This window comes from Actinacidiphila sp. bgisy145, assembly GCF_057708125.1.
Genome location: NZ_JBYIRL010000023.1, coordinates 17,469 through 37,621, shown reverse-complemented (window position 1 = coordinate 37,621; position 20,153 = coordinate 17,469). Strand labels below are relative to the sequence as shown.

Genomic DNA, 20,153 nt, shown 5'->3' with positions numbered 1-20,153 from the left:
TGCATGTGCGCTGGACGAGTCCCGTGGCCACGAGAGCCTTCGACGTGCGGACCGGTCATCCCGCGGCGTCGCCGTCGAGCCCCAGGCGGATCACTGCGAGTACCTCGGCGATCTCCACGGTCATCTCGTCGTCAGGACCGAACACCGTGCACAGGTCCTGGTGGAGGGGTTCGAGGACGTGTCGGGCTTCCGAGGCCCGGCCTTGGGCGAGCAGCAGCATCCCGATGTTGTGCCGCAACTCGACGGATTCCTCGCTGAGGTCGCCGTCGACGGTGCGTACAACATCGAGCACGGCTTTAAGCGTGGCGAGGGCCTCGGTGACCTGGCCGAGTTCGGCGCGGCAGCGCGCCGCTTGGGCCCGGCAGGCGCGGGTGTGCTCGCCGGTCGGTCCGGCGACGCGGGCGTACGCATCGGCGAGAGCATCGAATTCCGGTAGCGCCGCGCGGTAGTCGCCTCCAAGGAGCCGGATCGCCGCCCGTTGACGGCGTAGCGCCAGGACTTGCTTGCTCTCGCCGCCGAGGACCAGAGCGGCCGGTTCGATGACCTCGCCCAGCACCTCGGCGGCCTGCGCGAAGCGCTCTTCCTCCAGCAGGGCGTCGGAGTGGGCGTAGGCCGCCTTGATGTCCTCGCGCAGTTGGGCGGGAACGGGCGCTGGCTGGGCATCGGGAGCCACGGCCACCGGTACCTGGCCGCTGGAAGGAAAGTCCTTGGCGCGGGCGCGCGGCGCGAAAGGGTGGCGGAAGACGACCGTCGGGTCGGGCGCGTCAGCCAGGCCGACGTCAGCGGGGGCAGGTTCGTGGTCGGGGGGCGGGAGGAATGGCAGCAGGCGCGCATAGACCTCCTGCGTGTCCGAGGGGCGCGCCTCCGGTGCTTTGCGCAGCAGGTGCAGGACGAGCTCCTCCAGGGCCTCCGGCACGTCGGGCCTCAGCTGCCGCAGCGGCGTGGGGGCAGCGTTGATGTGCTGGTACATCAGCTGGAATTCGCCGTCCGCTTCGAACAGGTGGCGGCCGCATAGGAGTTCGTGGAGTACGCAGCCCAACGCGTACAAGTCCGTCTGCGGGGTGATGCGTCCGCCGCGGACCTGTTCGGGCGACATGTACTGGTAGGTGCCGACGGGGCTGCCTGTCGCGGTCAGTTTGGTGACGTCGGTGCCGAGGATCGCGGCGATGCCGAAGTCGAGGACCTTCACGGTGCCGTCGCGGGCCACCAGGACGTTGCCGGGCTTGAGGTCCCGGTGGATCACCGGCACATCGTGCGCGTACGACAGAACGGTCGCGACCTGCGCCGCCACCGCGGCGGCCCAGGAGATCGGAAGCGGCCGGCCGGGGTGGACGTAGGAGGACAGTGGGACGCCGTCGACGAGCTCCATCACCAGGAACAACCGCTCGTAGGACACGTCGAGTACCGCGTCGTACACCTGCGGTACGCCGGGGTGCTGGATGCGCGCGGTGATACGGGCCTCTCGGCGGAAGCGCTTGGCGAGCTCCTCGGCCAACTGCGGGGAGGTGACCGACGCCCGACGGATGAGCTTGACGGCGACGGGGCGGTCGAGCACGGCGTCGTAGCCGCGCCACACATCGCCCATGCCGCCGTGGCTGAGCTCTTCCAGGAGCTCGTAACGGTCGGAGATCGCCTCCTGCGGCACCTTGCCCCCCACATGCGTCACGCTATAGCCACCGTCAGTGGCCAAGTCTGGCCGCCAGGTGTGGTTTTCGTCCAGAGCTGCAGAGGGCCAGCGGGCCCGTCCGGCACGTAGAGGCCGTGATCCGCCCACCGCCCCGGGGACCGGCCACGCACCCCACGGGCGGCGGCGGGTCCTCGGCGGGCACCTCGCGGCACCGGTCAGGCCGCGTCGTCCAGGCCCGCCTCGCGGCGGATCATCCGCCACGCGGCCTTGCGGGCGCTGCGGTTCAGGCTGGACTTGAAGCCCTTGTCGGGGCCGAAGTACTGGCGGCCCATGTCGGCGACGGATTCGAAGTGGTCGGCCATCTTGTCGGCGAAGACCGGGTCGAAGACGAGCCCGAAGTTCTCCTCACCGTTGACGACGGCCGCCGCCCGCACCTTCGGGTCCGCCATGGCCTCCTCGAAGGGCCGGATGACGTCCTGTTCGGTGAAGTCCGTGCCGAAGCGTTCGTTGAACTTGTCGATCAGCTCGGAGAGCAGTGACTTCTCCGCGTCCTGCGCGCCGCCCGTGCCGTCGCCGAAGCCCGCCATCATCGTCGGCCCTTCGGCGGTGAGGGAGACGTCGTACTCGCCGGTCCTCTCCACCCGCATGTGGCTGAGGTCGATCTCGCCGATGTCCACGCCGGCGTCCGTGCCACGCGGGAGCCGGTTGAGGAGGTAGCGGCCGTAAAGGTGCAGCCGCTCAAGCTCGGCGTCCCGGTAGGGAACGATCTGCGCGAGGAAGCCGTACTTCCTGACGTAGTCGTTGAGATCGGCCCGGAAGTCCTCCGCCGTCTCCTGGTCGTCCTCGTCCTCGCTCTCCTGCAACGCGGTGAAGCGGGTAACCGCGGGGGACAGCAACCGGTAGAGCTCGGCGTGCAGCTTCTCCCACTTGGACTGCGAGCCCGCGGCCTTCTCCTTGGCGGCAAAGTACGCGGCTGCGAAGTCGTCCATCTCCTTCCCCGAAAGGATCGGCGCCCGCATGACCCGGCTCTGGGCGGTGTAGAGCAGGTTGGGGTCGGAGGGGAGGGTCATCGCCTCCTCGAAGTACGGGCGGAAGGACTCCTGGATGTCCTCGGCGTCGTTGACGAAGTCCAGGACCGCGAGGTCCGCCTGGGACTTGCGCTCGGCGGTCCGGTTCAGCCGCGACAGCGTCTGGACGGCGGCGATGCCGGTCAGCGTCTTGTTGACGTACATCGTCGTGAGGAGCGGCTGGTCGAACCCGGTCTGGTACTTCTCCGCAACGACCAGGATCTTGTACTCCCGCTGGCCCGCGCCGCCGGCCCGGACCGCCTTGTCGTCCGCGCGCGTATACGCGAACGCCTTCGGCAGCGCGCTCTCGGGCAGGCCGTTGTTCTCCTTCTGCTCGGTGGTCTCCACGCCGTCGACAGTGAGTGAGCCGGAGAAGGCGACGAGCACACCCAGGTCAGGGTACTTGGTGTCGTAGTCCCGATCCTTGATGTAGCTCTTGATCGCTCGCCCCATTTGCACGGCGGACTGCCGCGAGGCCGTCACCACCATCGACTTCGCCCGCCCACCGATACGGCCCCGGCTGTGCGTGACGAAGTGCTCGACAATCACCTGGGCGTGCTGGGCGACCGTCGAGTCGTGCGTCAGCGCGTACCGGGCGAGCAGGGTGTTCGCCTTGGACGGATCGACCTCCCGCTCGTCCGGGTTCTTGTTGACCAGCTTCCAGTACGTCTCGTACGTGACGTAGTTACGCAACGGGTCGAGGATGAAGCCTTCCTCGATGGCCTGCCGCATGGAGTACGTGTGGAAAGGGCGGTACGTGGCCTTGCCGTCGACGTCCTGGAGCGTGCCGAAGTACTCGAGCGTCTTGGCCTTGGGCGTCGCGGTGAAGGCGAAATAGGAGATGTTGGCGGCACGGGAACGATCCTCCGCCCGCTTCAGGAGCTGCTTCCTGACAGCGTCCGCCGAGGCGTCGACGCTGGTGGCGCCGTCATCGTCCGAGTCCGCGTCCAGGCCGAGATCACGCAGGGCTGCCCGTACGGAAGTGGCAGCGTCGCCGGACTGCGAGGAGTGCGCCTCGTCCACGACGATCGCGAAGTGGCTGCCCTTGATCTCAGTGGGATTGCGCTGGAGGTAGTCGAGCAGCGCCGGAAAGGAGTGCAGGGTGACGGTGACGATCTTCCCGGTGTCGCGGGAGAGCGCCTTCGCGAGCTGCTCGCCCTTTGCGCCGTACTTCTCGTCGATCTTCACGACCAGGCCGGCGGTCTGCTCGAAGCTGCCGATCGTCTCCCGGAGCTGGGCGTCCAGGTTGCGGCGGTCGGTGATGACGATGACCTTGTCAAAGACCGGCACGCCCGGCTTGACGCCCTTGGCGACGGCCTCGGCGTCGAGCTGGCCCGGGTCGGTGGGGGTGTGCAGGTCGCTGAGGCGGTGGGCGAGCCAGCCGATGGTGTTCGACTTGCCGGAGCCGGCGGAGGCCATGACCAGGTAGTCGTGTCCGGCACCGTGCGTGGCCGCGTGTGCAGTGAGCTTCTTGACCGCGTCCCATTGCTGGAAGCGGGGGAAGATCAGCGTCTTCGTCGTACCGCCGCCAGGGGTCCTGCTCGTGTGGAGGTGCACGAACCGGTGAAGCAGGTCGAGCCAGTTGTCCGGCTGCCAGACCTGCTCCCACAGGTAAGAGGTGGCGTACTGGCCGTAGGCGGTGGGCGCCGGGTTGCCGGCACCGCCGGGCTGGCCGGGGCCGTTGGAGCCGGTGTTGAAGGGCAGGAAGCGGGTGTTCTTGCCCTTCAGCTGGGTGGCGACGAAGACCATGTCCGTATCGACGGCGAAGTTCGCGACGACGCGCCGGGTGAAGATCAGCTCGGTGGGGTCGCGGTCGGTACGGTACTGCGCCTTGGCGTGCTCCACGCCCTGCCTGGTGAGCGGGTTCTTCAACTCGGCGGTGGCGACGGGGATGCCGTTGAGGAAGAGCGTGAGGTCGAGCCGGTGGCCCCAGTCGGCCTGCTTGGTGGCGTACTCCAGCTCCCGCACGACGGTGAGGCGGTTGGACCGGTAGCCGTCGAGGACGGAGTCGTGGGCGACGAGGTTCGGCTTGAAGTACGCGACCCGGAGCAGGACCCCGCGGTCCTTGACACCGTTGCGCAGGACATCGAGGAGGCCGTCGGTGGCGATGGCCTGATCGAGGCGCGCGGCGAACCCGCGCTGGGCTTCGTTCGGGTCGCTACCGTAGAGGGTGAGCAGTTCCTCCCATTCATCGGGCTGGGTGGCACCGATGAAGGTGAACAACTCATTGGTGTCCAGGCCGAGGTCGGCCCGGTAGTCCTGCGGCCGCGCTTCGCGCCAGCCCCGCTCGACCATGGCGGCGACAATCGCTTCACCGAAGGCGGACTCCGTGTGGATCGGGCTCATGGCTACGCACCCACTCCGTCCGTGACGTTGAGCCCGCTGGCGGTGGAGATGTCGAACTGGCCGGTGACGGCAGCGGTGATGAGGGCTTGGCGACGTTCGGCGAGGACGTTGAGCTGGCGTCCACGAGTCGCGATGAGGTCGTCTACTTTTCGAGTCTCCACAGCTAGCTGGGTGGCGATACGCCGCTGCTCGTCCAAGTCGGGGAATCTTGTGACTAGCGACCTAACTCGTTCGGCGCTGAGGTGGTAGATGTTGGCACCAGTAGCGATGGATGCGAACTCACCCGAGGCAAAGGCTGAGCGCGCCCACCACTCAAGAAACTCGCCATCGGCGAGTCCAACCCTTGGGCGAATACGGAGCAGGGTGTTCTGGAAGCAAACTGTCCCGCAGATTTCTCCGGCCCAAACCGCAGCGGCGCCAACTGCCTTGAGGCTTCCGCTCCCCTCGGTCACCAGCACGTCGCCTGGACGGAGCGCGAAGACCCGCTGCTCGTCAGAAGTGAAGTTCATCGCCATCACATCGGACAGGTCCAGTCTTCCGTCTTTGACATTCGCCGCCCGGAGGTAGGGGACCATGTGCGGCCCCTCGGCGTGCTGCGGTGACCGCTGACGCCCGAGGATTACCTCTGCGATCGCGTGCAAAGAACGTTGCACATCCGAATCTGACCCTCTGGTTGCTTCTGTGATCTGAAGCTGCCGACGCATCTTCAGGGAGGAAACGTGTCGCTGAATCCTTTGCCTGAGGGCATCCATGCGGGCGGTCTCAGTGTCCAGGAATTCGGCAATCTGGCGTTGCACTTCCAGCGGCGGGACGGGGATCGGGACGTTAGCCAACTCATCTTTCGTGACATGAACCATCCCGATCATGCCACTCGTCAGCTCTCGCTCGATCCAGTATGTGGCAGCACGAAGCGACCAGTAGAGCCAATCCTTTTCGCAGCCATGGACGGCAACCTTGAAGATGTGCTGATTCAAATAGTGTAGGCCCACCCTTCCCCAGCGAAAAGGACCGAAGGACGTACCTGGGTTTCCCGACCAGGAAAATAGTAGATCACCCGGAAAAATGCGATGCTTGGCGGGCAACGCGAGGTTCGAATGGTTAAAATTCGCCGAACCATTCAAATTCTCGATGCGAATAATAGGGGTTCCAGTTTCTTCCCAGCTATCCGATTTGAATACGTAACCGTTGGAAAGTGTCACCAGATGCTTGAGGGGGACGACATTCCACGTGCTTGGAGGCGAGGCGCCATATGGAAGTTCGTTGAAGGTGAAACTCATCGTCCTGTCACCTCCCCGAGCAGTGTCTGGATCTCCGCCTCCAGCGACTTCAGCTCCGCGTCGATCTCCGCCAACGGCCTCGGCGGCTTGTACACGTAGAAGCGCCGCGTGAACGGGATCTCGTACCCGATCTTCGTCTTCGCATGGTCGATCCACGCGTCCGGCACGTGCGGCAGCACCTCGCGCTTGAGATAGTCCTCTACGTCCTCCCCCAGCGGGACGTTCTCGAAGTCCCGCAGTTCCGCGTCCGGCTCCGCCTCGCCCTTGATCTTCTGGACCTCGCCCTCCGGGTCCCGGACGCCGATGGCCTCGCGGAGGGCCTTGGAGAACGGCGCGCCCGACGGCCACGTCAGGCCAGCCGCGACCACCGCGTCTTTGAGGGCGACGAACGCGTCAGACTTCGTTGGCCACGACGAGCCGAGCAGCGTGCGCACGGCTGACACGAACTCCGAGCTGCGCTCCAGCTTCGCCACCGACTTGGCCTCCGCCAGCGCCGTCAACGTCTCCTCCGTGACCTCGAAGCGCAGCTTCAACGGCCGTTCCACCGTGATGCGCTGATAGCCGAAGTCCTCGTTGGCGAAGACCTTGACCTTGCCGTGCAGCGGGTGCTCAGGGTCCTTTGCGACCCCGATGGCCTCGTCGTAGAGGCGGGTGATCTCGGCGATGTGGTTGGGGCGGCCGTTCGTGCCGTCGCCGAGCTCCTTGCGCTTGTCGCCGAGCGACTTGCGCATCTTCACCCAGTAGTCGCGGGCGTCCAGCAGCACGACCTTGCCCTTGTGGTCCGCGTCCTTCCGGTTGGTGAGGATCCAGAAGTACGTGGAGATGCCCGTGTTGTAAAAGAGCTGGTCCGGCAGGGCAACGATCGCCTCCAGCCAGTCGTGCTCCAGGATCCAGCGGCGGATCTTGGACTCACCGGAGTCGGCCGCGCCAGTGAACAGCGGGGAGCCGTTGAAGACGATGGCGATACGGGAGCCGCCCCCGCCGTCCACGTCCACCGGCTGCATCTTCGAGATCATGTGCTGGAGGAAGAGCAGCGAGCCGTCGTTGATGCGCGGCAGGCCCGCGCCGAAGCGGCCGGCCTCGCCCAATGACTCGTGCTCGTACTCGACATCCTCCTTGACCTTCTTCCACTCCACACCGAAGGGCGGGTTGGCGAGGATGTAGTCGAACTTCCGGCGCTTGTGCCCGTCGTTGGAGAACGAGTTACCGAAGGCGATATTCTGCGGGTCCTGCCCCTTGATCATCAGGTCGGACCGGCAGATGGCCCAGGACTCGGGGTTGAGTTCCTGCCCGTACACCTCAACCGTCGCATCCGGGTTGAGCGCCTTGATTCGGTCGTCGGCGGCGCTGAGCATGCCGCCGGTGCCGCAGGCCGGGTCCAGGACCGTGCGGACGACGCCCGGGAGACTCAGCGCGTCCGCGTCCGGCGCAACCAGCAGGTTGACCATCAGCTTGATGACCTCGCGTGGGGTGAAGTGCTCACCCGCGGTCTCGTTCGACTGCTCGGCGAAGCGGCGGATCAGCTCCTCGAAGATGTAGCCCATGTTGTGGTTGGACACGACGTCGGGATGCAGGTCGAGGTCGGTGAACTTGCCGATGACCTGGTAGAGCAGCTTCGTACTGGCGAGTTTCCTGACCTGCTGGTTGAACTCGTACTTGTCGAGGACCTCGCGGGCGTTGTCGGAAAATGCCCCCACGTAGACCTGGAGGTTCTGCGCGGCGTTCTGCGGGTCGGCCGCGATCTTCCGCAGCGTGAGGTCGCTCTTGTTGTAGAAGGAGTGGCCGGACGCACGGCGCAGGAAGTGGTCGGTGTCGATCTCCTGGCCCTCGAATCTCGCAACGGTCTCGACGACCTTGTCGCGTGTCGGCTCCAGGACGCACTCCAGGCGGCGCAGCACCGTGAACGGCAGGATCACCTTGCCGTAGTCGGACTGCTTGTAGTCGCCGCGTAGGAGGTCGGCGACGGACCAGGCGTGGTTCGCCAACTCCGTGTGCTTGCTGGTGTTCAACGCGGTCGGGTTCCCTTCACTTCTCCGCCGGAAAGGGACGGAAGAGCCAGTGTGGTCGATGTAGGGGGCGGTGTGCGGCCCTTCGGCACAGCCGAGCCGGAATCGTGCGGAACTCGCGCCGATCCAGGAGCAGTCCTGCACCTTTCCTCGGTCATACGGTGCGGCCGTCGGCCGGAAGGAGAGCCCCACTGGTGAGGCCCGTCGTAAGCAGCTCGGTGGTCTCCGCGGCGAGTTCCGCCACCTGCCGGGCCGCGGTACGGAGTTCGTACAGGCGCCGGAAAGCCTCGCCGTAGCGACGCTGGTCGGCCAGCGGCAGGAGTGGGACGCGTAGCCGCTGGGCCTGGATCTGGACCGCAGTGCTTCCGACGGTGGCGCTGCTGATGTTGTCCTTCGCCGACAGGAAACACGCGAGGAACCACGGGTCGAGGCGGCCCGGGTCAGGCCGGAAAAGATGGATGTAGGGACCGAGGAGCGCACCCGCATCCTGCGCGTCGGCTACTCGCGCGGTGATCGCTGCGCTCCCCCGGATACTTCGCAGAAAGACATCGCCCTCTTCGATGAGAACCGGGTGCAGCAAAGCTGCCCGGTCATCAGTGCTGCCTGTCGCGCGGGTTCCGGCGCTCACGTCGCCCCCCAGCAGGACAGCGCGCCCTGTGTACTCCTGTGAGGGTTCCTGGTCCCGCCCTGCGAGTACGGCTCGATGCACGGTGACGGCGCCGCCGCGAGCGAGGTCAGCGATAGTAGCCGTACGCCAGGAGCGAGACTGTTCCCCCGCAGTCTGGGGCCCACCGACGGCGGCAACCCGATCGGCCAACGTAGCGACGCTCTCGGTCAGCTTCACGTGGCTGTCGTCCACGCGACGCGCGACGGCGGACGGGTCCGTGGTCCCCGGAGTGACTCGGACATGGCGGGCCGGGGTGATGTCGGTGAGGTCATCGAGGAGCTCGATGACGGGCACCGCGCGGGCGACGCCGGGCTCGTCCGTGAATGCGGTGGGGTCCGCGTCGAATGCCCGCCAGTGACCCAGGACGAGAGCGGTCAGCGCACTCCAGTCGAGGGCGTCCGCGCCAAGATCCTTCCGCGGGCTCATGGAGCCGGCCGCCGGAGTACGCAGGCCGCCCGACGCGTCGATGAACAGAACACGGTGCTGTTCGGCGGCACCGGTCTCAGGGCGTTGCAGCACCCAAAGGTGCAGGCCGATGTGGAGGGGAGTCGCCGCGCCCGGCGGTAGCGCTATCACCGCACGGATCGCACCGCTGCGCAGCATCTCGGTGCGCACGCGACGACCGGAACCGCGTGAGGCCGGCGCGGGCGGTAGCAGCACCACCGCCTGCCCACCGGGGACGAGGTGGGACAGCACATGCTGGTTCCAGGCGAGTTCCGACTCGGCGCGGGGCGGGACTCCGTACGCCCACCGCGGGTCGTACGCCAACTCGTCGTGCCCCCAATCCCGAACCCCGTAGGGCGGCTGGCACAGGGCCGCGTCCACGGTGAGTCCCGGGAACGCGTCCGCGCGCAGGGTGTCCCCGGACCGAATGGTCGGGACACCGGCGGAAGAGGTCAGTCGGAGCCGAACCGCCGTGCGCTGGGCCTGCACCGTGAGAATGTCCTGGCCGAGAAGACGTGTGGCTCCGAGACGCGCGGCAGCCACGAGCAACGAACCATTGCCGCACGCCGGATCGAGCACTGCGGAAGGGTACACGTCGCCGGCGGCCGGTGCGACGAGGCGGGCCATCAGATCAGCCAGCGGTGCCGGTGTCGTGTACGCACCGGTTGCGGCGCTGTCCTCCAGTTCCCTCTCGGCGATGACGTCGAGGGCCGACTGACCGCCCTCGGCTTGTACACAGCGAAGGAGAGCACGCAGGAGGTGTGCGTCCCCTGCCCGGTAGGTGATCGCTTCAGCCTCGGGCAGAGTGTCGGCGAGGTCGGCGACAGCCTTCTGAGCGCGGGCCGCGAGGTCGGCGTCCGCAAGGGCGGCGGTGTCGGAGAGCGCCTGTGTCTCGCCCAGTCGGGCGCCGGCAAGGACGGCGGGGAGCAGCCGGGTCGCACTCCCGCCGGGCGCCAGACGGAGCACGGAGCGCAGTTCCTCGGCGGGCGAGGCGGCGAAGCTCTGCCCGCGTGCCTCCAACCAGCTGATCACGGAAGGCAGGTCGTACAGCGGACTGGCGTCGGTGCCACCGCTCGGGGACGGGAAATCCTGGTGCCGACGCCGCCAGTTGCTGACGGTTGCCCGCGTGACCCCGGCCAGACGCGAGATGTCCGCTGCGGTCACCTGTGCGGATGACTTCGACATGCCTCGGTGCCTTCCTCGACGCGGGCTGAAGTGCCTTGGACACACAGTACACCACGAACCAACCCGGAAATCGTGTTTGACAATGCTTTCATGTTCGTGCTTATCTCGTGTTGCTTCCACTGGAAGCGTCCGGCCGTCGGCCGTGCCGCCGATGTTCCGCACTACCCCTGCTTTGCTTCCGGTCCGCCTCCCTCCCGGCCGATCCCGCGGATCACCGGCAGCAGAGACCATTCGTGAGAGGAGATCCGCCGTGACCGACCAGGGCGAAGGGCAGAGCGCCACGTTCAACCGCACCCTTTACCGATTGATCGGCGTCGAGCCCACGGTTGAGGCGATGGTGGACTGCCTCCAGGTGGAGAAGCTGGACGAGATCAACGCCGACCTGCGTGTACTCGACCACTTCGGCGTCCCCGCCGTCGCCGTGCGGGGCTGCTTCAACAAGGTCGAGTCCGGTTGGTGCGCGGGCTTCTCGCGCCTCACCAACTGGGAGGTGCGCGAGCCGTCGCAGCGTGGCGCTGCGCTCGTCATGCTCGCGGTGGACGGGCAGGTGTACGTCCTCACCTTCGGAGACGGCTTCCGGCTTATTCCGGCCGGGTTCAAGGACCGGCGGTTCGGACTGCGCTTCGTGGTCCGCGCCGTCGACCCCGACGACATCCGTGCGGCAGTCGCCCGCACCCCCGGGCAGGGGCGCACCGACATCGCGATGCTGCCGGGCGGCGCGCCCATCGGCCGGCTCGGACTCGACACCTACACCAAGCTCGTGGACCGGCTTACCGGCCGCCTCGACAGGCCCGAACTGACCGTCGAGCAGAGCGGCGCCGGGCGCGTGCGCAGCGTCGAGGGTGGCAGTGGCCTGCGTCTTCCCTACGGCGCCGACCCGGCCGCCCTGGTCAGCGACATCCGTACCATCGCCAAGGTGTCCACGGAGGAGCTGCCGCTCCCGGAGCTGGAGTTCGTGGAGTCCGTGACGTCGGTTCAGGACCAGGGGATCGTCGCGGCGCTCAACCTCGCACTCGACCACGGACTCGCCACCCTGGGCGGTGTGCGCGTCACCGCGACCGTACCCACCGACTGCCTGGAGGACATTGCCGCCGTCCGGGCCGTCGGCGTCCGGTTCGGCCCCGGAGAAGAGCAGCACATCAGCGACGGCTTCGATCTCGACTACATCCTCAGTCGGCTGCGGTTCCACCGGCCGGGGCGCCGGATGCCGGCGCTGTACGACGGCCGGGTGACCCTGTACTCGGACAGCCGGGCGCGAGCCGGTGACATCATCCGCACCGACATGTTGGCCCTGTGGGTCGAAGCCGATCTGCTCCTGGAGGATGGCCGCCGCTTCGTCCTCCAGGACGCCCAGTGGCACGAATTCGACCAGGCGTACCTGGAGGGGCTGGCCATCACCACGCGTCGCCTCATCACGGAATCGCCCTCGGTGGACCTGCCCCCCTGGCGGAACGGATGGGACGAGCGCACGTACAACGAGAAGGTCCAGGGTGGGTTCCTCTGCCTCGACCGGAAGAACGTCAAGACGCCGCTGCACCGCAAGAACGGGGTGGAGGTGTGCGATCTCCTCGCGCCCGACGACACCCTGGTGATGGTCAAGCGGGCCGGCGGCTCGGACGCTCTCAGCCACCTCTTCCAGCAGGGCGTCGTGGCCATCGACGCCCTGTACAACCAGCCCGAGGCGCGGGCCGGCTTCGTCACCAAGGTCGCAGAACTGGGCGGCGGCCGTCGCCTGCCCGACGGGTTCCTCCCCCGCCGGGTGGTCTTCGCCATCCTCCTGAAGGGGCACGACACCCTGACCGTCGACACGCTCTACCCCTTCGCCCAGGTCTCTCTCGCGTACGCGGCTCGCACGCTCCGCTCCTACAGTGTGGAAGTGGAGGTCGTCGGCATCCCGACCGAGCACAATGCGGAGTTGGACGATCAGGCCGCGTAACGAAAGCGGCTCGGCCTACGCTCGATGACCAAGACGAAGACACCGACACCCACCGAGTGCGCGGTCGCCCTGACAGGAGTCTCCCTTGCCTTTCCCACCCGGCGACGTCGTCGCAGCCTTCGGTAGACACCTTTACTTCCAGAGCCTGGCAAGCACCCTGCGTGAACGTCACCCCGAGTTGGCTGAACGGGTTCACTTCGACGACTCGCAGGGGCGCATGCTCCTGAAGGTCACGCTGTACGGCGCTCAGTCGATTGGCCTGGCGCACATCCGCATGGAACATGCCATTGTCTGGGCGGTCCTGGACCCGGATCTGAACAGCGAGCCGTCCCTCTGGCCGCTGGACACCCCCGGCGACGTACTCGTGGACATCGTGCACGCTTACGCTTCGGCCCATCTCGCTGGAGAACCGGTTGCCTCGCCTTGGTGCTGGCACGAGAGTGAGCCCTCTGCGATGACCGACCTTGCCGACCTCCTCAACTCACGAAGTGTGCACGTACAACGCGTCGTCGCGGGGAATGGCTACTTCGCATACGGCCCACGCCTCGCACCGAAGCTCGACGTCGTGAGCGGGCGTGACGGGTCGTTCCTCGAAGCCGAGTTCCCTGCGGCGTTCGTGCGTGTCTCGCTCAAGCCCGCTCTCGGGTGGCTGGTGGACGTGCACACACCGCGTTGGGCCGGTTGGGACCGGATCGCACTCAACCGGTGTCTTGGTCGAACGTCATCCCCCTCTCCGGGAGTGCCGAGCACGGACGTATCCGTGCAGGAGATCGCCGAAGTGCTGTGCAACGGACCGGAAGCATGGGACATGGAACCGTCACGTGCACCGGCGCCGACAGGCGAGCGGTCCGTGCAGGAGTCCAGAACTCCTCTGCTTGATCGACTCTTCCGACCGGTCCAGAGCATTCTGCCCGACTACGGGGACGAATCCGATGACGGGGAGGAATCACGGCACCGCCCGAACTCGGTCGCTCCTGGCGAGGTCACGAAAGATGTCCTCCAGCAGCTCACGGCCCTGGGTTTCTCGGACCTCTTCGAGGGTGATGCTGATCTCCCGGTCAAGTCCAACACGTTTTACATCGAGTGGCACCGAAGTACGAAGAACCTTTCGGCCTCCGCCATCCAGCGGCTGAACGGCGTGGCCTCCGCGGCTGGAGATTCTGTGCCAAAGCGGCTTATCGTCATCACAAGCGCTGGCGTCACGCGCCCCGCAGCCGCCTTCGCGGACAAGGCCAAGGCATACGTCTTCTACCTCGACGATGCGACGGGTCAGCTGATGGGACTCAACTCCTTGGCCCGTGAAGCACTGCCGCCGGTCGGTGCGCCCGGTGGGCGACGACTCGAATCCTGGTGACGGGCAACTGAGCGAAACTGGGACAGTCTCCTTGACGATCGACCTGCCACATCCGACGGTGCTGGGAGAAATTTGGGAGACGATCATGGAAAAGCCGCCTCCCGAGACCCACTCGGACCAACCCCCACCCAGCCTCTGACCTGTGGTTTCCCAAACCCCGCAGGCCAGCGGCGGGGCAGGGCCTCATTCGGGACGAAGAGGCCGTGGGTTCAAATCCCGCCACCCCGACTCCAAAGCAGCAGGTCAGGGCCCTGATTCTTCCACGGATCGGGGCCCTGAATCGTTCCCGGGGCGTCCCTCCAGCACAGTTCGCCCCGCGTGCTGTGGGAACTGGCCCCGAACATCCGGTCCCGGCCAAAGGTGCGCCGGCACGCCCCCGACGTCGCCGGTGTGCCCGCCACGCGAAGTCGCGGTCGCTTACCACGAGCCGTTGATGATCAGCGGTGACTGCGTCGCCGCATCATTCCGTGACCGCAGCAGCGGGCTGGCCCGTACGTTCCTTTTGGATCTGCGTACGGGAAAGGCCGGGTTCGCGACGGCACCAGCGCCTGACGGGCACAAGGCGATCGACGAAGACCGAGGCTTCCTCATCGGTGTCCAGGGCTACGGAGCCTTCGAGACGATCGCGTCCCCTGGTGTGGTGTAGCCGATCAGGTTGGGTGGTGCGCCGGGGGCGTGGGGCAGGGTAGCTTCCGCTCCCTGCCGACAGGGTGGGCCACCGTGCAACTCTCCGTTGTGAACGGGCAGTTCGACGCGGGAGGTGCAGGGTGGCCCTGTCTCAGCATGACCTACTCCGGCTGCTGGAGTCACTACGTTCAGCAGACGGCCTGGAACTGGTCCGCTCGGTGGCCGAGCGGATGCTGCAGGAACTGATCGAGGCCGAGGCCACGGCCAGGATCGGCGCCGAGTGGAACGAGCACACCGACACCCGCATCGCCCTGCGCAACGGGCACCGGGACAAGACGCTGACCACGCAGGCCGGTGACCTGAGCCTGGGGATTCCCAAGCTACGGTCGGGCAGCTTCTTCCCCGTCCTGCTCGAACGGCGCCGCCGGATCGACCAGGCGCTGTTCGCGGTCGTGATGGAGGCCTACGTCCACGGCGTGTCCACCCGCTCGGTCGACGACCTGGTCAAGGCCCTGGGCTCGGACACCGGCATCTCCAAAAGCGAGGTCTCGCGGATCTGCCAGGACCTGGACGGCCAGTTGTCCGCGTTCCGCCAGCGGCGGCTGGATCACGTGCGGTTCCCCTACGTCTACCTCGACGCGACGTACTGCAAGGCCCGGGTCGAGCACCAGATCGTCTCCCGGGCGGTGGTCATCGCGACCGGCATCACCGAGGACGGCGGCCGCGAGGTGCTCGGCGTGATGGTCGGCGACAGCGAGAGCGAGGCCTCGTGGACCGCGTTCCTGCGCTCTTTGCGCGAACGCGGCCTGGGTGGGGTGCGCCTGGTCATCGGCGACCATCACCTCGGGCTGGTCGCCGCGATCCGCAAGGTCATGCTCGGCGCCGGCTACCAGCGGTGCAGGGTTCACTTCCTGCGCAACGTCTTCAACGTGATCAGCAAGGATGCGGCCGAGATGGTGGCCGCCACGATCCGCACAGTCTTCGCCCAGCCCACCGCCGCCGCAGTCCGCAGCCAGTTGGACACCGTGGCCGACATGCTCGGCACGCAGTTCCCCAAGGTCAAAGAGATGCTGCTGGAGGCCAAGGACGACCTGACCGCGTTCTCCAGCTTCCCCGAACGCCACTGGAAGAAGATCCAGTCGACCAACCCGCTGGAACGCATCAACCGCGAGGTCAAACGACGCACCGACGTCGTCCAGGTCTTCCCCAACGACGACGCCCTGCTCAGGCTCGTCACCGCCGTGCTCTTCGAACTGCACGACGAGTGGATCGCCTTCCCCCGCCGCTACCTGCCCGAAGGCAGCATGGAAGAGCTCTATCCCGCCGAGACCCCCGAAAGCGCCCCCGCACTACCCAACACCACCGCTGATTGATCGGCTACACCACACCAAGGGACGCGATCTTCGAGACGGCCCGGATAACCCCCGAGGACACCCGCGTCACGACATGGCCGAGCCACGGAGCACTGACTGTGGACGCTGGCGGCGTGACATCCGTCGTCGAGATGGAGAACCGACTGACTACCCTCTCGCTCGAAATTCCAGCGCCTCGAACCAGACGGCACGTCGAACGGGGGAACGGACCTCCCCGGCTTCTACACCGCGCCCGCCGCGATGGACCAAGGAAGCACCACCGTCTACTGGCGCCACGGCGAACTGACCGCCGTCGATGCCGGGCTGAACGCCCACCGGCTTGCCGAACTTCCCGGCACCGGCATCACGAGCCGTGTCCTCATCCTCCACAACGGCATGGCCGCCCTCACCGTCGACAAGGACCTGCACCTCATACGGACGCCACTCGCCCCGCTCGCCACAGGCCCGTGGCCCTGCACCGATCACAACCTGCAGGGCAACCCCGTCGTAGAAACCTGACACGAGGTCACTCCGTCTGGTTCGCCCCGCCTGCTGTCGCATGAGCAATAGTCAAGAGTTGTGGGTGAGCTGATTCTTCAGCTCTGCTTGCGGTGGTTGAGGGTGGCCTTCGCGGTGTTGCGGATCCGCTTGGTGCGACCTGCTTCGGCGAGGATCTCGGTGGCCTCGGTGTTCGTTCCGGCGGCAGTCGTGAGCTGGAGCCAGTTGGATGACGTGAGTAGGTCGTCCGGCTGCCAGGGCAGCTTCAGCGTGATGGCGCGGAACAGTGACCACTCCCGCAGACGCTGAACCAGGAAGGGGCGGTCGATCGTGGCCCGGGTCATCGCCTGCGCCCACTCCTCGTAGGCGGGACCGGGGTGGAGGTCGGCGGCTCGACGGTCCAGGTGCCGCAGCACAGCGGACTCGGCCATCGTTTTATCCGGATCAGTGAGCACGCGGGTGACCAGGTCGACCTCGTCCGGGTCGGAGACCTGCTGCAGCTCGTCGAGGTAGGCCGCGAAGCGGACGTGCTCGTCCGGGTTCTGCAGGATGTCGTCGACGTTCATGCGGCCTGCTCCCCGCGCTCAACCAGGACACCGTTCTCGAACCGTGCGCCGGCCCGGACCAGGGACACCAGGTGGGCTCCGGTGATCGCGCGCCATCGCGCCTGAGCGGACTCGACCAGCTTGAACACCATCGCGAGCGCCGCGGCCGGGCTGCCCGCTCCGCGGGTGACCTTGGTGCGGAGCTTGACCGTGGAGAAGGTCGACTCGATGGGGTTGGTGGTCCGCAGGTGGATCCAGTGCTCGGCGGGAAAGTCGTAGAACGCGAGCAGTTCGTCCCGGTCCTCGGTGATCTTCGCGACGGCCTTGGGGAACTTGGCGCCGTAGGTCTTCGCGAACGCCTCGATCGCCTTCTCGGCGTGGGTGCGGTCCTCGGCGTTGTAGATGTCCTGCATCGCCTTCGTCGCGCCGGGCTGCGCAGACTTGGGCAGGCAGTTGGTGACGTTGCGGGATTTGTGAACCCAGCACCTCTGCGGCCGTGCGGCCGGGAACACCTCGGCGAGCGCTCGCCACAGGCCCATAGCACCGTCGCCGACGACCAGCTCGGGGTCGCGCATGCCGCGGCGGCGGCAGTCGCGCAACAGGTCGGCCCACGACTCGGTGGACTCGCGCAGGCCCTCGGCCAGGGCTATCAGCTCCTTCGTGCCATCCAGCCGGACCCCGAGCAGGACCAGGACGCACGAGTGGGCCTGGCCGAGGCGGACCTTCGGGTGCACGCCGTCCGCCCACACGTAGACGAAGTCACGATCGGCCAGGTCCCGGTCCTGGAAGGCGGCGTGGTCGTCGCTCCACTGCTTCGTCAGCCTGGTAACGGTCGCGGGCGACAGGCCGGCCGTGCCGCCGAGGAACTGCTCCAGCGCCGGGACGAAGTCACCGGAAGACAAGCCGTGCAGGTAGAGCAGCGGCAGCACCTCGGAGATCTTCGGGGACTTGCGGCACCACGGCGGAAGGATCTTCGAGGAGAACCGCTTGCGCTCGCCGCTCTCATCGTCAACGCGGCGGTCGTTGATCCGCGGGGCCTTGACCTCGACCGGTCCGGCGGCGGTAACCACGGTCCTGGCCTTGTGGTGGCCGTTGCGGACCACGAGACGTCGGCCGTACTCGTCGGTCTCGGCCGACAACTCGGCTATGTACTGATTGACTTCCGCTTCCAGCGCGGTGGCCAGCATCCGGCGGGCGCCTTCCCGCACGATCTCGTCGATCAGGGAGCCGGACTGGGTCGAGCCTTCATCGGTTACTACGCTGAGCACGGGCGTGCCTTCCCGACCCGCGCTGCAACGCGGGCCTACTCGGAGACCTTAAGGATCATCGGGAAGGTACGCCCTCCGCGTGCCCTCCCGAAACCGATCCACAAGTCCTGAGCATTGCTCTGTCGCATCTCCCGGAAGAGTTGGTTCCTGGGACGGGTCCCCGCTCGGACGAAGGGATCATAGAGAGGCGGCAGCCGGGCGTAGAGCTCCATTAGCCGCGAGGCATCGACCGACCACTCGCGCCGCGTCCACCGCCACCTGTTCCATCCAGCCCGCGGCCTGCTCGCCGGCCCTCATCTCCGCCCCCGACGGGTTGGCCCGAAGACGGCCGGCGCATCCGCGCCCGCCGCGCCCTGGCCCGCACGGCACTCAACAGGAGCCGCCCCGCCCGGCCGGCCACCGCAAGAAGCCTGACCGCGGCTCTCCTCGAACCCTGAGTGCCGCACGGAAGCCGTCCTCGGCGGCGGAGCCCAGATCGATAGGGGTACGGGCAAGTGAGAACCTGAGAGCAGAGGTCCCGGGCCCGTCGCGAAAGGGGTCCTGCACGGCCTCGGCCGCGGACCGGAGACGTGGTGACCGCACCCCGCGGTCCTTGTGTGAGCGACTGGGCGACAGCTGCACACGAGCGCGTCCATGACCTCCCCACACTACCTCTGAACTGGCATTTCACCATAACTCAACTAACCTGCTAACTCCGTTGGACGGTCGGAGGGGGACCTCGTGAGCGGCGATACCGACAACTACGAGGCGACGCACATCACGGTTCTGCACGGATGGGAGGTCATTCGGAAACGACCGGGGATGTATGTCGGCTCGACCAGCGGACGGGGTCTGCACCAAGCGGTGTTCGATGTCGTGGGCCGGGCGGTGAGCGAGGTTACTGGCCGGCCGTGCCGGCTTCGTCGATGTCACCCTCGGACCGGACGGAGGCATAAGCGTCGCCGACGACGGGCCGGGGGTCCCCGTCGAGGCAGCCGGAGACACTGACGAGCCCGGTCTCCAAGCCCTGCTGGCGCGCATGCCCGATGGATGGGAGCCGGTCGGGCGCAGCACCGCCCTCATGGGCCCGGCGGTCCTCGGTCTCAGCGTCCCCAACGCCCTGTCGAGTCGACTGACGGCGGAAGTGCGGCGCGAGAGGACCCGCTGGGTCCAGCGATACGTACACGGCGTTCCGGTCGGTCCGGCCACTGCCGCGGGAACATCGGCGGACAGCGGTACCACCATCACCTTCTGGCCCGACTCCGACATCTTCGAGACCGTCGAGTGCTCGTTCGCGGTGCTGGCGGACCGCTTCAGGGAACTGGCCTACCTGAACCGGCACCTGACCGTCTCACTGACCGACGCGCGCCACCCGGGTGAACCCCGATCGATACGGTTCCGGTCCCCGGGCGGGGCACAGGACTTCATCGCCTTCCTCGACACGCCGACGCGATCACCCGTCCACCCGGACGTCATCAGCTTCGAGTGGGAGGACCCGCGGATGGAGGGGACCGCGGAGGTGGCCCTCCGGTGGTGTACCTCCCATGAGGAGCAGGTCCACGGCTTCGCCAACTGCCGCCCCACCCGCGAGGGCAGCACGCACGTCCTGGGCTTTCGCGACGGGGCGGCGCACGCGGTCAACGCCTACGCGCGCAAACAGCGACTGCTGCCCGTGACACACCCCGGTCTCCGTCCGGAGCAGATCTGCAAGGGCCTGACGGCGATCGTGTCGCTGAAGCTGGACGCCCCCTGATTCGAAGGCGCCACCCGGAGCACGTTGGGCAATTCCGCGGTGCGTCCCTGCATCGCGGAAGGCGTCCAGGAGCATCTCGGCAACTGGCTGGAGAGCCACCCGGAGCAGGCCGCTGCCGTCGTCGACCGGATCTTCCCGGAAACCCCCGTCAGCTAAGTGGTCGACGCTCGAATTCCTTCGGGGGTTGACCATGTGGCCGGTGAGATGCGTGCCGCCTGTGGA

At 67.1% G+C, this 20,153-nt stretch carries 12 protein-coding genes and 1 pseudogene; 6 read left to right on the top strand and 7 right to left on the bottom strand.

Annotated features, from left to right (window positions below; genetic code table 11):
• Positions 1–55: 55 nt before the first annotated feature.
• The 5 genes from AC3ERT_RS21220 to AC3ERT_RS21200 form a co-directional block, all read right to left on the bottom strand.
• The gene (locus AC3ERT_RS21220; RefSeq protein WP_435176187.1) at positions 56–1,645 is read right to left on the bottom strand and encodes a serine/threonine-protein kinase; all 1,590 of its coding nucleotides are present in this window, start codon (positions 1,643–1,645) and stop codon (positions 56–58) included.
• 197 nt (positions 1,646–1,842) lie between these two features.
• Positions 1,843–5,040, bottom strand: a complete 3,198-nt coding sequence (locus tag AC3ERT_RS21215; protein WP_435176073.1) for a type I restriction endonuclease subunit R — start codon at positions 5,038–5,040, stop codon at positions 1,843–1,845.
• A gap of 2 nt (positions 5,041–5,042) precedes the next feature.
• Entirely contained in the window at positions 5,043–6,317 is a 1,275-nt protein-coding gene (locus tag AC3ERT_RS21210; RefSeq protein WP_435176071.1) for a restriction endonuclease subunit S, read from the bottom strand.
• Entirely contained in the window at positions 6,314–8,326 is a 2,013-nt protein-coding gene (locus AC3ERT_RS21205; protein ID WP_435176068.1) for a type I restriction-modification system subunit M, read from the bottom strand. Before AC3ERT_RS21205 ends, AC3ERT_RS21210 begins: the two co-directional genes overlap by 4 nt.
• Positions 8,327–8,477: 151 nt before the next feature.
• Positions 8,478–10,619, bottom strand: a complete 2,142-nt coding sequence (locus AC3ERT_RS21200; RefSeq protein WP_435176065.1) for an N-6 DNA methylase — start codon at positions 10,617–10,619, stop codon at positions 8,478–8,480.
• A gap of 250 nt (positions 10,620–10,869) precedes the next feature.
• On the opposite strand from AC3ERT_RS21200, the gene AC3ERT_RS21195 reads away from it, so the two are divergent.
• The 5 genes from AC3ERT_RS21195 (at position 10,870) to AC3ERT_RS21175 (ending at position 16,407) form a co-directional block, all read left to right on the top strand.
• A complete protein-coding gene (locus tag AC3ERT_RS21195; protein ID WP_435176063.1) occupies positions 10,870–12,555 on the top strand; it encodes a DUF6119 family protein in 1,686 nt (561 codons plus the stop codon).
• A gap of 85 nt (positions 12,556–12,640) precedes the next feature.
• Positions 12,641–13,909 (top strand): restriction endonuclease, encoded by a 1,269-nt coding sequence (locus AC3ERT_RS21190; RefSeq protein WP_435176061.1) that lies wholly within the window; start codon positions 12,641–12,643, stop codon positions 13,907–13,909.
• 433 nt (positions 13,910–14,342) lie between these two features.
• Positions 14,343–14,555: a hypothetical protein gene (locus tag AC3ERT_RS21185; RefSeq protein ID WP_435176059.1), complete on the top strand. Its 213-nt coding sequence runs from the start codon at positions 14,343–14,345 to the stop codon at positions 14,553–14,555.
• A 121-nt stretch (positions 14,556–14,676) separates the two neighbouring features.
• Positions 14,677–15,909: an IS256 family transposase gene (locus AC3ERT_RS21180; RefSeq protein WP_435176056.1), complete on the top strand. Its 1,233-nt coding sequence runs from the start codon at positions 14,677–14,679 to the stop codon at positions 15,907–15,909.
• 240 nt (positions 15,910–16,149) lie between these two features.
• Entirely contained in the window at positions 16,150–16,407 is a 258-nt protein-coding gene (locus tag AC3ERT_RS21175; RefSeq protein WP_435176054.1) for a hypothetical protein, read from the top strand.
• 77 nt (positions 16,408–16,484) lie between these two features.
• On the opposite strand, the gene AC3ERT_RS21170 is transcribed toward AC3ERT_RS21175, so the two are convergent.
• The gene (locus AC3ERT_RS21170) at positions 16,485–16,952 is read right to left on the bottom strand and encodes a hypothetical protein (protein WP_435176051.1); all 468 of its coding nucleotides are present in this window, start codon (positions 16,950–16,952) and stop codon (positions 16,485–16,487) included.
• The gene (locus tag AC3ERT_RS21165) at positions 16,949–18,199 is read right to left on the bottom strand and encodes an IS256 family transposase (RefSeq protein ID WP_435176049.1); all 1,251 of its coding nucleotides are present in this window, start codon (positions 18,197–18,199) and stop codon (positions 16,949–16,951) included. The genes AC3ERT_RS21170 and AC3ERT_RS21165 overlap by 4 nt, the downstream gene beginning before the upstream one ends.
• Positions 18,200–19,217: 1,018 nt before the next feature.
• Here AC3ERT_RS21165 and AC3ERT_RS21160 point away from each other — a divergent pair.
• Positions 19,218–20,087 (top strand): annotated as a pseudogene (locus AC3ERT_RS21160) (hypothetical protein).
• Positions 20,088–20,153 lie beyond the last annotated feature (66 nt).

What these genes read in the sequence shown, in the direction of transcription:
- AC3ERT_RS21170 (WP_435176051.1), bottom strand. Translation starts at nt 16,952, where the DNA reads ATGAACGTCGACGACATCCTGCAGAACCCGGACGAGCACGTCCGCTTC.
- AC3ERT_RS21175 (WP_435176054.1), top strand. Translation starts at nt 16,150, where the DNA reads ATGGACCAAGGAAGCACCACCGTCTACTGGCGCCACGGCGAACTGACC.
- AC3ERT_RS21210 (WP_435176071.1), bottom strand. Translation starts at nt 6,317, where the DNA reads ATGAGTTTCACCTTCAACGAACTTCCATATGGCGCCTCGCCTCCAAGC.
- AC3ERT_RS21185 (WP_435176059.1), top strand. Translation starts at nt 14,343, where the DNA reads ATGATCAGCGGTGACTGCGTCGCCGCATCATTCCGTGACCGCAGCAGC.
- AC3ERT_RS21200 (WP_435176065.1), bottom strand. Translation starts at nt 10,619, where the DNA reads ATGTCGAAGTCATCCGCACAGGTGACCGCAGCGGACATCTCGCGTCTG.
- AC3ERT_RS21215 (WP_435176073.1), bottom strand. Translation starts at nt 5,040, where the DNA reads ATGAGCCCGATCCACACGGAGTCCGCCTTCGGTGAAGCGATTGTCGCC.